The sequence below is a fragment of the Streptomyces sp. NPDC029216 genome (genome assembly GCF_040648015.1).
GTDB lineage: Bacteria > Actinomycetota > Actinomycetes > Streptomycetales > Streptomycetaceae > Streptomyces.
Genome location: NZ_JBEZWL010000047.1, coordinates 39426 through 53543 on the forward strand (window position 1 = coordinate 39426; position 14118 = coordinate 53543).

The 14118-nt window shown below is 74.8% G+C and carries 10 protein-coding genes; all 10 read left to right on the forward strand.

Annotated features, from left to right (window positions below; translation table 11 throughout):
• Positions 1–159: 159 nt before the first annotated feature.
• Complete coding sequence (locus tag AB0F18_RS18820) at positions 160–1797, forward strand: hypothetical protein (protein ID WP_362061763.1); 1638 nt, start codon at positions 160–162, stop codon at positions 1795–1797.
• Positions 1794–2954: a Gfo/Idh/MocA family oxidoreductase gene (locus tag AB0F18_RS18825; protein WP_362061766.1), complete on the forward strand. Its 1161-nt coding sequence runs from the start codon at positions 1794–1796 to the stop codon at positions 2952–2954. Before AB0F18_RS18820 ends, AB0F18_RS18825 begins: the two co-directional genes overlap by 4 nt.
• The gene (locus tag AB0F18_RS18830) at positions 2951–4216 is read left to right on the forward strand and encodes a radical SAM protein (protein WP_362061769.1); all 1266 of its coding nucleotides are present in this window, start codon (positions 2951–2953) and stop codon (positions 4214–4216) included. Before AB0F18_RS18825 ends, AB0F18_RS18830 begins: the two co-directional genes overlap by 4 nt.
• A 64-nt stretch (positions 4217–4280) precedes the next feature.
• Positions 4281–5891, forward strand: a complete 1611-nt coding sequence (locus tag AB0F18_RS18835) for a radical SAM protein (protein WP_362061772.1) — start codon at positions 4281–4283, stop codon at positions 5889–5891.
• A gap of 43 nt (positions 5892–5934) precedes the next feature.
• Positions 5935–6774 carry a phosphotransferase gene (locus AB0F18_RS18840; protein WP_362061775.1) on the forward strand — a complete coding sequence of 280 codons (840 nt, stop codon included), beginning with the start codon at positions 5935–5937 and terminating at the stop codon, positions 6772–6774.
• Between the two features lie 46 nt (positions 6775–6820).
• Positions 6821–7894 carry a Gfo/Idh/MocA family oxidoreductase gene (locus AB0F18_RS18845; protein ID WP_362061778.1) on the forward strand — a complete coding sequence of 358 codons (1074 nt, stop codon included), beginning with the start codon at positions 6821–6823 and terminating at the stop codon, positions 7892–7894.
• A gap of 11 nt (positions 7895–7905) precedes the next feature.
• The gene (locus tag AB0F18_RS18850) at positions 7906–9135 is read left to right on the forward strand and encodes a cytochrome P450 (RefSeq protein ID WP_362061781.1); all 1230 of its coding nucleotides are present in this window, start codon (positions 7906–7908) and stop codon (positions 9133–9135) included.
• Between the two features lie 69 nt (positions 9136–9204).
• Complete coding sequence (locus tag AB0F18_RS18855) at positions 9205–10122, forward strand: class I SAM-dependent methyltransferase (protein WP_362061784.1); 918 nt, start codon at positions 9205–9207, stop codon at positions 10120–10122.
• Positions 10123–10547: 425 nt separating this feature from the next.
• Positions 10548–12833 carry a peptidase domain-containing ABC transporter gene (locus tag AB0F18_RS18860; protein WP_362061787.1) on the forward strand — a complete coding sequence of 762 codons (2286 nt, stop codon included), beginning with the start codon at positions 10548–10550 and terminating at the stop codon, positions 12831–12833.
• On the forward strand, positions 12821–14118 hold a 1298-nt coding region (locus AB0F18_RS18865; protein WP_362061790.1), incomplete at its 3' end, for a condensation domain-containing protein. The genes AB0F18_RS18860 and AB0F18_RS18865, both read left to right, overlap by 13 nt.

Consider the following 14118-nt stretch of genomic DNA (forward strand, 5'->3'; position numbering starts at 1 on the left):
GATCAGTGGTGTGCCCGCGCCCCTTGGCCGGCGCCACGCAGCCACTCCCGTAACGAACACCGCGCGCGCAGGGCGCGCTGTTCGTCATGCCCGATCCGAGGAGTCCGTTTTGACTGTAATGCCACCCATGCAGCCCGCCGATCCGAGGGGGCCGGCGCGGTGACCGTCGACGTCGAAACGAGCACCATCCGGACCGAACGGGCCGACAGCGGGCAGGAGTTAACCTCCCTGCGGCTGATCGAGACGGTGACGGGCCCGGCCTCGCCCGGCGAGGTGCGCGACGCGGTCTCCGAGGCGGCCGCCCCGCACCCGGTGACGGCGTGGCACACGGACGAGGGCCCCGACGGGCTGCCCCTCGCCGTCGGCATACGCGTGGCGGGACACCGCGTACGCCTGGTCTGGGAAGGCGCCGCACCGGCCCGGCACCGCACCCTGGACCCCGTCGTACCGGAGCCCGCGCTGTGGCGGACCGCCGTCCTGGCCGACGTACCCGCGGGCACCGCGCTGCCCGCACCGGTCCGGGAGATCGTGGCGGCCGTACGGGAACGGGCCGACCGGCTCACGCACGCGGAGGTCGACGCCCTCTGGTCCGCCATGCCACTGCTGCGCCACTTCGCGGACCGGGGGCCGGGGATCGAGGACTGGGCGCTGGTCTTCCGCGACCACTACGTCGAGAACAGCGTCGGCTTCCTCCTCGCGGCGGAGCGGGCCGGCATCCCCCGGGAGTGGATCTACGCGCTGGCCAAGGGGGACCGCACCTCGGGCCGGCACCGGGTGCACGCCTGGTTCCGCGCCCGCGGCTACCGCAGCGACGTGCTGGACAACTCCGTCGTCGACGGGACCGCCCCCGGCCAGGAGGTCGCCGCCGCACGGCTGGTGGCCGCCGACGTCGACCGGTTCATCGCCGCCGCCCACCGCGCCGGCCGCCGGGTGCTGGTCGTCGACGACGGCGGGCTGCTCGCCCGCGCTCCGGGCGCCGCCCGGCTGGTGAGCGAGCCCGTGGACGCCGTGGTCGAGCTCACCGTCAGCGGGCTCAAGCGGATCGGGAACGGGCCGCTGCCCTCCGTACCCGTCTTCAACGTCGCCCGCTCCCAGCTCAAGAGCCTGCTGTCGTACGAGGAGATCGCCGACTCCTGTCTGCGGCGGCTGCGCGAGCTGGTGCCGGGCCGGAAGTTCATCGGGCGGCGCGTCGTCGCCGTCGGCTTCGGCACCCTGGGCGCGCGGCTCGCGCGCCGGCTGCGCTCACTGGGCTGCCGGGTCACCGTGGTCGACCAGGACACCCTGGCCCTGATCCAGGCCGCCGAGCAGGGCTTCGAGACCGAGCCGACGCTCACCGCCGCGCTGCGGCGCTGCACGCCCTTCCTGGTGACGGGCAGCACCGGCGAGCCGCTGCTGCGTCCCGAGGACCTGCCGCTGCTGCCGGACGGGGTGCTCCTGGCCGGTTTCGCCACCAAGGACTTCAGCCTCCTGAGCACCGGCGGCGCGGGCCTGCCCGCCGACACCCTGACCGGGGTCGGCGCCCGCTACCGCCTCCCCGGCGGCGGCCTGGCCACCCTCCTGGGCGACGGCCGCTCGCTGAACCTCTTCGAGTACGAGGGCATCCCCAACTCCGGCTACGACGCCTACCGGGCCGGCACGCTGATCGCCCTCCGGGAACTGTGCCGCCGGGCCGACGCGCTCGCCCCGGGCGTACACGTGCGGGAGGTCGACGAGGCCGTCCGGGACGCGGGCCTGTTCGAGACGTACTACGACACGTACGTGGCCGACGCGCTCCCCGACCGCGCGGAGCGCCCGTGACCCGCACCGGACATGCCTGCGTCATCGGATACGGCAGCGTGGGACGGCTGCACGCCGGGGTGCTCACCCGGCTGGGGCTGAGGGTCAGCGTGCTGGACCCTGCGCCGCTGCGGGCCCCCGGCCCGTCGGTGGGGTGGTGGCACGGACTGGCCCAGGTCCCCGAGGTCCGTGACATCGATGTCTGGGTGGTGTGCACGCCGACGCACACGCACCTGTCCGTGGTGGCCTCCGTACTGGCCCGGGACCCCGCCGCGCGCATCGTGGTGGAGAAGCCCGCCTGCCGGGCGGCGGAGGCCGGCGCCCTCGCCGAACTGCTGGCCGCGCTGCCTGCGGCCCGGGTCGTGGTGATGAACCAGTACCGGGACTCGGCCGTGCTGGCCGCGATGGCCCGCCTGGTCGCCCGCGAGGCGCCGGGCGAGCCGGTCCGGGCGCTGCGCGTGGCGTTCACCAAGGACCGCAGGCCCGATGTGGCCCGGGGCCGGTTCGTCGACCGGGACCACGGCGTCTTCGGCTACGAGTGGCTGCACATGCTGGCCGCGCTCGGGCACTTCCTCCCCGAGCCCGTGTACGACGCCTACCTGCGCGGCCCCGTGGCCCCGGGCTCCCTGCGCACGGCGTACGAGCCCGCCCTCGCCCTGGCCGCCGCGCACGAGCGCACCACGGTGCGCGGGGTGGCGGTGGAGCTGTTCTCCACCGTGGCGGGCGAGGGGGCCGAGGCCGTGCTCCCCCGCCCCGTCTGGACGCGGGACTACCCCAAGGCCACGGGGGAACGGCAGCGCCTGGTTCGGGTGGAGACGGCCACCGCCCGGTTCACCGCGGAGCTGGAGCCGCTCGGCGGCCCCGGGCGCGGGCAGGTCCGCCGGGACGTGCACCGGATCACCGTGCGCACCCCGGGCGGGGACCGCCGGCTGGAGGTCGCCGACCCGCTCATCGAGAACGCCTGGACCGGCCTGCTCGCCTCCCTGTCGGCCGTCACCTGCCCGCCGCCCGACCTGCGCCCGCTGCGCCGGATCGCCTCCCTGGTCGGCGCCGTGCGGCCGCGGGCCGCCGAGGCGGCCCGGGGCGGTGCGGAGCGGATCGTGCGCCCGGCCGGCGCGGGCCGTGCGCCCCGTACCGCCGCCGGGTCCGTCTTCTCGCCCCGACAGGAGTCCGCATGACCCACGTGTGTTTCGTCGTCGCCCAGGACGAGTTCGAACGCCACTTCCTCCAGCAGCCGCTGGACGTGCTCAACGCCGCGGCGGTGCTGCGGGGCGAGGGGCTGTCGGTGAGCCTGTGGGACCGGCGGCTCGACGCGCTGCCCTCCGACGGGAGCGTCCCCGACCTGGTGGTGGCGGTGACCGCGGTCGCCGACCGGGCCCAGTGCTACCCCCTGGACCTCGCGCCGGTGAGGGCGGCCGTGGAGGACGTGCGCGGGCTGTGGCCCGGCGTGCCCGTCCTCGCCGTCGGACCGCACCCCACCCACCTGCCGGAGGCGACCCTGCGCGAACTGGGCGTGGACCACGCCGCCCGGGGCGAGGCCGACTCCGCCGCCGTGCAGGCGGTCCGCGACATCCTGCACGGGCGCGCCCTGACCCCCGTCCTGCCCCCGGCCGGCACCTACCCGGACCTGCCGGCCGACGGCTGGCCGCTGCCGGCGTACGAGCTGACGGACCCGCGGGCCTACACCGCCGAGGTGGTGGTGGACGGGCGGACCCGCCGGGCGCCGTGCGGGCTGGTGATGGGCGTGCGCGGCTGCAGCTACGGCTGCTCCTTCTGCCACCTGCCCTTCGGCGCCCGGATGCGGGACCGGCCGGCGGCGCGGACGCTGGCCGAGACCGCCGCCCTCCAGGCGCGCGGCACCGAGTCGGTCTTCTTCCTGGACTACGTCTTCGGCCTGCACCGGACCTTCTACGACGACCTGTGCGACGGACTGGCCGGCTCCGGCCTGGAGTGGACGGGCCAGACCCGCGCGGAGGTGGTGCTGCGCACCGACGTCCGGCGCTGGGCGGAGGCCGGCTGCCGGGGCATGTGGCTGGGCGCGGAGTCCCCCGGGGTCGCCGACGCCGGGGTGGGCAAGCGGGTGCCGCCGGAGAAGGTCTCCGAGGCGATCCGCAAGCTGGCGGACGCCGGCATCAAACCCTTCGCCTTCGTCCTGCTGGGCCTGCCCGACGATCCGGCCTGCGCCGGCGGGGAGCTGGTGGACTGGGCGGCCTCGCTGCCCGCCGACTTCGGGCTCAACCAGCTCGTCCTGCGGCCGGGGACCGCGCTCTACGACCGGCTCGCCCCCCGCTACAACGACGGGTGGACGCCCGCCTCGTGGGCCGAGGTCGCCCAGGTCACCCGGCGCTACCGGGAGGCGTATCCGGCGGACCTGGACGCCCAGTGGGACCGGCTGACCGCCCTGCCCAACTACCTGGGCAACGCCATGGCGGCCGCGTGAGGCCCGCCGCCGCGGCGCCCCCGGGCGCCCGACCCGTTGTCGATGCCGAGGAGGAGGACAGCCCGTGCGCGCGCTGTTGATGTGCGGTCTGGGACCGAGCTACGTCAATCTCGACTACCTGCGGGGGTCGCTGTTCGACACGAGCGGCGCCGGCCGTGACGCCCGTACGCGGGCCATGCTGGACCGCGCGGGCTGCGCGGACCTGGACTTCGCCGACTTCACCTACACCGTCGACGGCGGGCGGCGGACCCTGTGCCGCCCGAGGACCACGTCCGTCCCGCACCTGACCACGTTCACCCTGGAGGCGATCCTCCAGGAAGCGGAACAGGACTACGCCCTGATGGACCTGGCCGGGGTCTGGTCGGGCACGGCCGAACTCCCGCCGGGCGACTTCGACGTGGTCCTGCTGTCGACCACGTACATGTGGAGCAAGGCGATCTTCGCCACGGTGACCGACTGGATCGCCGAGCGGCTGCCGTCGGTCCCCGTGGTCTGCGGCGGCCAGTACACGAACCTCAAGTTCCACCAGGTGATGTCGGAGTTCCCCGGTGTGACCGCGGTGGTGCGCGGGGACGGCGAACGGGCCCTGCCGGCGGTGCTGAAGGCCGTGGGCGCGCAGCGCTCCCTGGAGGAGGTCCCGGGCGCCGTGTGGCGCGACGGCGGGCGGATCCGGGTGAACCCGCTGGAGTACATGGACATCGAGGCGCAGCCCTCGCCGCGCCTCAGGGGCCGGTTCCCGATCGTCCCGTACGAGTCGATGCGCGGCTGCCCGTTCGACTGCAAGTTCTGCTCGTTCCCGGCGGCCTCCCCCAAGTGGCGCTACAAGTCGGCGGAGAAGATCAAGCACGACTGGCTCGCCTACGTCGCCGAGAACGAGGCGCAGATGATCTCCGCGATGGACTCCACCTTCACGGTGCCGCCCACCCGGCTGCGCCGGCTGCTGGAGATCCTGCCGGAGGCGGGGGTGCGCTGGGAGGGCTTCAGCCGCGCCAACACCGTCGACTCCGAGGCGCTGGTGGACGCGCTGCTGGAGGCGCACTGCTACAAGCTGCACATCGGCTTCGAGGCGATGAGCGACGAGGTCCTGAAGCTGATGAGCAAGCGGGTCACGGCGAAGCAGAACCGGCGGGCCTTCCACGCGCTGCGCGGCAGCGAGCTGGGCTACGTGGTCTTCTTCATGATCGGCTACCCGGGCGAGACCCCGGAACTCTTCGCCGAGACCCGCGACTTCCTGGTGGACGAGTACTCCGGGCACTTCATGCTCAACTTCTTCTCCATCTCCGACGAGACGATGCCGCTGTGGGAGGACCGCGAGCGGCTGCGCATCGAGATCGAGGACCCCGACGACACCCACACCTGGTGGTCGCACATCGGGATGAACAGCGATGACGCCCGCAGCCTCCAGCTGACCGCGCTCGACGACGTCCGCGAACGCAACGACGACGCGGTGCTGCTGCTGTGGCAGCACCAGTTCGACCACTGGCTGATGCCGGAGCGCGGCCGCCTGGAGAACCTGCGGGTGGAGAAGTGCATGGAGCGCCTCGCCCTGGCACCCCGGGTGCACCGCGACGTCGACACGGGGGCGCGCCAGATCCAGCGGCAGCTGCTCCTGCTGCGCGACCTGGGCGTGGAGCCCATGGCCGGGCGGACGGCACTGGCGGGCGCCCGCTCGTGAACGGCACGGGCGGGGGCGGGACGGCGCGAGGGGAGCGGGAGCGGTGAAGGACGGGGAAGAGCACGTCGGCATCTCGACGGTGGTGCGCGTCGGGGACACGGTGCGCCGCCCGCCCGGCCCGTGGACCCCCGCGGTCCGCGGGCTGCTGGGTCACTTCGAGCGCGTCGGGTTCGACGGCGCCCCCAGGGCGCTGGGCTTCGACGCGCAGGGGCGCGAGGTTCTCCAGTACGTGGAGGGCCACGCCCCGCAGAACCCCGAGGTGGCGGAGCTGCCGGACAGCGCGGTGTTCCTGGTGGGGCGGCTGATGCGCCGGATGCACCGGGCCGGGGAGGGGTTCTCGCCGGAGCCCGCGCGCTGGGCGTACGAGCCGGCCACCTCGGGGCCGGAGACGGTGGTGTGCCACAACGACATCGCGCCGCGCAACACCGTCTTCGTGGAGGGGCGGCCGGTCGCCTTCATCGACTGGGAGGCCGCCGGGCGCGAGGTGCCGGAGTGGGATCTCGCGCAGGCCGCCTGGCAGTTCGCCCCGCTGACGGACGACCCGGGGTGCGCGGCGTTCGGCTGGCGCACCCCGCCGGACCGCGGGCGGCGCCTGCGGCTGCTGGTCGAGGGGTACGGGCTGCCGCCGGAGCGGCGCACGGCGCTGGCCGGACTGGCCGCGACGCGGATCCGTTTCACGCTGGACCTGATCCGGCGGCGGGCGGCGCAGGGCGAGCCCGGCTTCGTCCGGCTGGTGGAGTCCGGGATCGCCGACGGGGTGGAGCGCGACGCCCTGTGGACCGAGGCGCACCGGGAGGAGCTGACGGCGGCGCTGCTCGACGACGGCCCGCTCCCCGGGGAACCGGCCGAAGCGGACGGCCTCCCCGCCGGAACGCTCCCCTGACCTCCCCCGCCGCCCCCACCCGTACCTGATCGACAGGAAAGACAGGATGCTCAGATTCGGCATCATCGGAGCAGGAGTGATCGGCGGGGTCCACGCCCGGACCCTCGCCCGGCTCCCCGGACGGGCCGCCCTGGTGGCCGTCGCGGGCCACGGCCCGGACCGCGCCCGCGCCCTGGCGGCCGAGCACGGCTGCGACTGGCACGCGACGGCGCGGGAGCTGCTGGCCCGGCCCGACCTGGACGCGGTGTGCGTCTGCGTGCCCAGCGGCCTGCACGCCGAGGTCGGCGAGGCCGCCCTGCGCGCGGGCAAGCACGTCCTGGTGGAGAAGCCCCTGGAGGTGGGCCTGGAGGCGGCCGACCGGCTGCTGGCGGCGGCCCGCTCCACCGGACTCACCCTGGGCGTCGTCCTCCAGCACCGCTTCGACCCCGCCGCCCGGTTCCTGTACGACTCCGTGCGCGCCGGCGCCCTGGGCGGCCTCACCTCCGCCCACGCGGAGGTGGCCTGGTGGAGGTCGCAGGGCTACTACGACTCCGGGCAGTGGCGCGGCACGGGCCGCCTCGACGGCGGCGGCGCGGTCATGAACCAGGGCGTCCACACCCTCGACCTGCTCCAGTGGGTCATGGGCGAGGCGGTGGAGGTGACGGCCCACACGGCGCTGCTGGCCCACCGCGGCATCGACGTGGAGGACACGGCGGCGGCGGTGATCCGGTTCGATGGCGGCGCCCTGGCCACCGTGCTGGCGACGACGGCCGCGTACCCGGGGCGCACCGCACGGCTGGCGGTCCACGGCGACCGGGGCTCGGCGGTCCTCGACGACGACCGGATGGCCTGGTTCCACACCCGTGCGGACGGTGACTCCGGCGACCCCTACGGGGCGTACGGGGCCGGTGACCGGAGCGCGGACCTCCCCCTGCGGTACGAGGACCTGCGCGACCCCACGGGCCTGCCGGCCGCCCCGCACCGCGACCTGCTGGCCGACTTCTGCGAGGCCGTGGAAGAAGGCCGGCCCCCCTTGGTGAGCGGGGAGGAGGCGCGCCGCTCGCTCGCCCTGACCCTCGCCCTGTACGCATCCGCGCGCACCGGACGGCCGGTCCGCCCGGACCGGCCCGGCGCGCCGTGAAGGAGACCCGAATGACCAGCCCAGACCAGCTCGCCGAACTGCTCTACGGCGACTACTCCGCGACGGACCCCCGCGAGGCCCTGCGGGCCATGGCGACGGTCCCGGCCATGAAGGACCCGCGTTCCGGCGCGCTGTTCGTCACCGGCTACGACCTGGTCCGCGAGCTCCTGACCCATCCGGGGCTGACCAGCTCCACCCTGCGCGACCCGCTGGCCGGCGCCGGCCTGTCCCCGGAGCAGACCGCCCTGCACCGGCCGGTGCGGGACTTCGTCTCCCTGTGGCCGGTGTTCAGCTCCGGCGACTACCACCGGGAGATCCGCTCCCGCATCCGCCCGGCCCTCGACCGCGGGAACGTCACGGCGCTCGTCTCCCTGCTGGAGCACGACTGCCGGGACCTGCTGCACGGGCTCCGGGACGCGGGCGGGGAGTGCGACTGGGCGGCCGCGTTCTGCCGCCCGTACTCCCTGGCCCTGCTGGCCCGGCTGTTCGGCACGAGCACCGCGCACATGACGGACCTGGCGCAGGCCACGGACGGGCTGATGGCCTATCTGGCCAAGCCCCGCTCGTACACGGACGACGAGCTGGCGCGCGGGGCCAACGCCTCGCTGGACCGCGCCCGCACCGAGGTGCGCGAGCACATCCTGAACGGCGGCCGGGGTGAACTCGCGGCGGTCCTGCGGGACATGGCGCAGGACCCGCGGCTGGGGCAGGACGTCGCGGTCGCCGTGACCGCGCAGATCGTCACCGGCACCCTCGACCCGCTCGCCGCGATCCTGACCGAGGTCGTCATGCGGGGCGGCGAGGACCTGTTCACGGGGGCCGCGGACGCCACGGAGCCCCAGGCGTCCACGGACTTCACGGAGTTCACCGAGGAGGTGCTGCGGATCAGCTGTCCGTTCCGCTTCGCGCCCCGGTACGCCGTCCGGGACATGGAGATCGCCGGCCACCGGGTCGAGGCGGGCCAGCGGGTCATGCTGATCCTCGCGGCGGCGAACCTCGACGCCGCGGCCTTCCCCGAGCCCCTCGACTGGCGGCCGGGCGCCCGCGAGCCCCGCCAGCTGGCCTTCGGCGCCGGCTCCCACTACTGCGTCGGCGCCCCGCTGGCGCGCGGCGCGACCGACGCGCTGTGCCGGGTGCTCGCCTCCGACGGCATCCGCGTGCGCCACGACCCCGCCACCTTCGAGCGGGCCGCGCCGATGGGCGCCGACCGCGTCCTCGGGCTCCGCGTCACCGTCCACTAGCCCACGGCGCCAGCCGCGCGCACACCGTTCACCCCGGGCCCCCGGGCCCGCCGGAAGGAGTCGCCCCCCATGCCCCGTCCCCTCCCCGCCCCGCCCGACACCCCCTGGGACACGGCCGCCGGGACGCCCCGCCCCGGCACCGACGACGCGGGCGACGGCAACGGCATCGCCGGGCTCTTCGACCGCGCCGCGGCCACCTACGACCGGGTCGGCGTCGACCTCCTGCCGGCCGCCGGGCGCCTCCTGGTGCGCCACGCCCGGATCGCCGAGGGCGAGCAGGTCCTGGACGCCGGGTGCGGCACCGGCGCGTGCCTGCTCCCCGCGGCCCGCGCGGTCGGCCCCCGGGGCGCCGTCACGGGCGTCGACGTCTCTCCGGCGATGACCGAGCGGACCCGGCAGCGGGCCGCCGAGCACGGGCTGCACTGGATCCGCGCCCACACCGCCGACGTCGAGGACCCCCGGCACCCGGCTCCGGCCCCGCCGCCCGAGGGCTACGACGCCGTCACCGCGGGCATGCTGCTCAGCTTCCTGCGCCGGCCCGACCGGGCCCTCGGGCGGTTCCGGTCCGTACTGCGCCCCGGCGGCCGGCTGGCGCTCTCCTGGTGGGGCGCGGAAGCCCCCGGCTGGGACCGCGTGGTCCAGGCCACCCGGCCCTTCGGCCCCGGTTCGCGCGAGGAGATCGAGACCGACGTCCCCGGGCAGAGCCCGCCGCTCACCCCCGAACGCGTCGAACGACTCGTCTACCAGGCGGGTTTCGCCTCCGCCGAGCTGTACGAGGAGCGCCTGGAGACGACCTTCCGGGACCCGGACCACTGGTGGACGTGGACCTGGTCCACCGCCGCGCGGGCCTTCTGGGAGAGCCTCCCGCCCGACCGGCTGCCGGCCGCCCGCGCCGCGGCCTACGGCGCCCTGGAGGCGCTGCGCGCACCCGACGGCTCCCTGCCGTACGTCCTCACGGCGCACGTCGCGGTCTGCCACCGCTGGTGACCGCGTAATTCAATTCCATTTCCACCCGGACCCGTGCTCGGAATTTCGAGCACGGGATTTCCCGCGTACCCGATTTACTTTACGGGAATAAATTCGATAGATTTCCCTTCCGGGCCTTGCGGGGCCGTCGAAAAAAGCCTTAGAGTTCCCATGTCCAGCCCAACGGGGCCGGAATATCGATGCGAAATCGATTCGCATTTCTCCAGGAAAGGATTCGACATGAACAACATCGACAACGTCGAGATCGACATCACCGAGCTGTCCGACGAGGAGCTCGACGACATCGTGGGCGGCCAGTTCTCGCTGCAGCGCGGCTGCGTCATCTAACGACGTCCGGCGACGTCGCCACCGGCGTGTGCCGGGAGTTTCTTCTCGGCACACGCCGGTGATGCGGAACGGAACGGAAAGGAAAGGGACCGGGATCCATGGCCGGCGAATCGCGCTTTCGGACCGAGGCGCTCGAACACCACCGCAGGGGCGACGGTCTCGGGCCGGTCCTCGGCCACCACCCGGGCCCGGCCCGTCCCCGGCGATTCGCCGAGCGGGTGGCGGCGCTGCCCGAAAGGCTCCCCGGCCGCTCCGGCACCGGCCGGCTGCCCGTCTGTTTCCAGACCCAGGTCAGCGACTGCGGTCCCGCCGCCCTGGTGACCGTCCTGCGGCACCACGGCGTCGACGTGTCCCTCGACGAGGTCCGCGCCCGCGCCGACTCCGGCCGCAACGGCGCCTCGGCCCGCACCCTGCTGGAGATCGCCCGCGAGTACGGGGTCAGGGGCCGGGGCGTACGCGCCGACCTGGACGCCCTCGCGCGGCTGCGCCCCGGCGCGATCCTGTTCTGGAACTTCAACCACTTCGTGGTCCTGGAGGGCGCCGGCAAGGAGTACGTCGACGTCGTCGACCCCGCGTACGGGCGCCGCCGGCTCGGCAGGGCCTCCGTCGCGGAGTCCTTCACCGGGGTGGCCCTGGAGTTCGACCCGCCCCTGGAGGGCACGTCCGCCCCCGCCCGCGGCGCGGGAGCCGTCGGCGGCCCCTGGCGCCGGCTGCGCCGGTTCCTGCCGGGCCGCAGGGAGCTCGGGCTGCTCCTCGCCGCCTCGACCGGGCTGATGGCCTTCGAGCTCGCACTGCCGCTCACCGCCGGGTTCCTCGTCGAACGGGTGGTGCCCGACGGGTCCGCCGCCACCCTGTGGGGCGCCGCGGGACTGCTCGCCGGACTCGGGGTCCTGTTCTTCCTGCTCCAGCTGGCCCGCTCGTTCCTGGTCGCCCGGCGCCAGGCCGTGGTCGAGAAGCGGCTCACGCTGGGGATCGTCGGCCACATGGCGGACCTGCCCTACGACTTCTTCACCGTGCGCAACCCCGGCGACCTGGCCATGCGGGCCCGCGCCAGCAACGTCCTCGTCCAGGTGCTGAGCCTGACCGCGGTCTCGGCCGTGCTGGACAGCGTGCTGATCGTCGCCTACCTCGTCGCGATGTTCCTGACGAACCCCCTGCTGGCGGCGCTCGTCACCGCCCTGGTCGCCGTACAGGCCGGGATCCTCGCGCTGACCTGGCGCCGGCAGACCGAACTGAGCCAGGAGGTCCTGGAACGCCAGACCAAGGCGCAGGAGGAACTGGTGGAGATGCTGGAGAGCATCGCCTCCCTGAAGTCCAGCGGCCTGGCGGGCCGGGCCGCGGAGCGCTGGTCCCACACCCTGGTCCACGAGGTCAACAAGCGGCTGAGCGCCCGCCGCAGCCTCGCCCTGTTCGCCTCCCTCAGCCGTACGGTCCGCTTCGGCGCCCCGCTGTGCGTGCTGCTCGCGGGGATCTGGCTCGTGCTGAGCGGCCGGAGCCCGCTCGGCGAGGCCATGGGCTTCATGACCCTGACGATCGCCCTGTTCGTCCCGCTGGCGGGCGTGTTCGACGCGGGCTCCCAGCTGGCCGCCGTCCGGCCCACCCTCGCCCGGCTCGACGACGTCCTGCGCGCCGCCCCCGAACCGCGCGGCGTCCTCGCCGGGACGGGCGTCGCCGAACCGGGCCGGATCTCGGTGAAGGAGGTCTCCTTCCGCTACCCCGGAGCCCCCCGGCCCACCCTCTCCGACGTCGGACTCGACGTCCGGCCGGGGCAGTTCGTGGCGGTCGTCGGCCGCTCGGGATCCGGCAAGTCCACCCTCGGCATGCTGCTGGCCGGGCTGTACTCCCCCACCGGCGGCACGATCACGGTCGACGGCGTCCCCCTGGAGGAGCTCGACCGGCCGACCTACCGGCGCCGCATCGGCTACGTCAACCAGAACGCGCACCTCTTCGGCGGCTCGATCCGCGAGAACATCCTCCTCGGCACCGAGGACATCGGCGACACCGACCTGATCAAGGCCGTGCAACTGGCGCAGATCCACGCCGAGATCGAGGCCATGCCCATGGGCTACAACACCCTGGTCGCCCCCGGCGGCCACGGCATGTCGGGCGGCCAGCGGCAGCGGATCGTCCTGGCCCGCGCCCTGGCCAAACAGCCGAAGCTGGTCATCCTCGACGAGGCGACCAGCGCCCTCGACCCGGCCCTGGAGGAATCGATCATGCGCGGCCTGCTGGCCGCCGGGATCACCGTCGTCGTCATCGCCCACCGCCTCACCGTCCTGGACGAGGCCGACCAGGTCATCGTCATGCGTGACGGCCGGATCGTCGAGGCGGGCGCGCCCGCCGCCCTCAAGGAGACCGGCAAGGAGTACCCGTGCCTGACCTGACCGCCCCGCACCCCCCGGCCGCGGCCCTCCGCCCGGCGCCCGGCGCCCCCCTGCCGCTCACCTACGAGCAGGACTGGTTCCACGCGAAGACCCGCACCGACGGCTGGGCCCACAAGAACGTCCGGCTCGGCTTCGAGATCCTCGGCGACCTCGACACCGACGCCCTGCTGACGGCCGTCCGCGCCTTCGTCGCCCGGCACGACGCCCTGCACCTCCAGCTCCGCCCGGACCCCGGCCCCCAGCCCTGGCAGTGGACCCGGCCCCTCGGCACCCGGGAGCAGGTCGTCACGTACCAGAAGGTCGGCGCCGCCTCGCCCGGGCAGTTCTCCCGCTACGCCTCCGCCCTGCTCTCGCGCGACACCGTCACCCCCTGGCGGTACGGGGAGCAGCGGCCGTTCACGATCCGGCTGCTGCGGCACGACGCGGGCCGGCACGCGCTGCTCGCGACCTTCCAGAACCTGGTCTTCGACGGGCGGGCGCACCACCTGTTCGGCCACGAGGTGTGGCGCGACTACGAGCTCCTGCGGCGCGGCGGAACCCCGCCGGACACCGCCCCCTCGTTCGCGGAGGCCGCCGCCCGGCAGCGGGCCGGCGCCGGCGCGGCCCAGCGGGAGCGGACCCTGGCGAGCTGGCGGGAGCGCCTCGGGTTCCTGGCCCGCACCGCGTGGGTCCGCCCGGACGGCGCTGTGGCCGGCGAGGAGGGGACGGTACGGGCCGAACTCGACGGCCCCGCCACCCTCGCGCTGCGCCGCGCCTGCGAGGAGCGGCGCACCACCGTGCTGCAGTGGACGGTCGGCTCGTTCGTGCACGCGCTGGCGTCCCGTACCGGCAGGACCGAGATCGGGCTGTGGACCTCCATGGACTCCCGGCCCTCCCGGGACCGGGACGTGGTCGGGATGTTCGCCGGCTCCTGCCCCCTGACCGTCACCGACGCCGCCGGCCACCCCGACGCGGTACGGGAGCAGGTCCGCGGCCGGCTGCTGAACGCGCTGCGGCACCAGCGGCTGACCGCCGAGGAGATGGCGGCGCTGACCCGGGAGGCCGAGGAGGAGCACGGCGCCCCGGCCGGCCGGGACGTCTACGTGAACCTGCGCCGCTTCGAGGGCGATGACGGCGGCTCGCGGGAGCCGGGCCCGCTGCGGGTCACCGCCGACGCCTACCCGCTGCGCCGGATCACCTTCGCGGACGGCCACGCGCTGCACCTGCGGTGCGCCGAGTACCGCGACCGGCTCGTCGTCGGCCTGCACTACGACGGGCGGCGCGCGGGCCGGCCGCTGGCGCGGGC

Coding starts and splice junctions, on each gene's coding strand:
- AB0F18_RS18845 (WP_362061778.1), top strand. CDS start 6,821: ATGCTCAGATTCGGCATCATCGGAGCAGGAGTGATCGGCGGGGTCCAC.
- AB0F18_RS18830 (WP_362061769.1), top strand. CDS start 2,951: ATGACCCACGTGTGTTTCGTCGTCGCCCAGGACGAGTTCGAACGCCAC.
- AB0F18_RS18850 (WP_362061781.1), top strand. CDS start 7,906: ATGACCAGCCCAGACCAGCTCGCCGAACTGCTCTACGGCGACTACTCC.
- AB0F18_RS18860 (WP_362061787.1), top strand. CDS start 10,548: ATGGCCGGCGAATCGCGCTTTCGGACCGAGGCGCTCGAACACCACCGC.
- AB0F18_RS18855 (WP_362061784.1), top strand. CDS start 9,205: ATGCCCCGTCCCCTCCCCGCCCCGCCCGACACCCCCTGGGACACGGCC.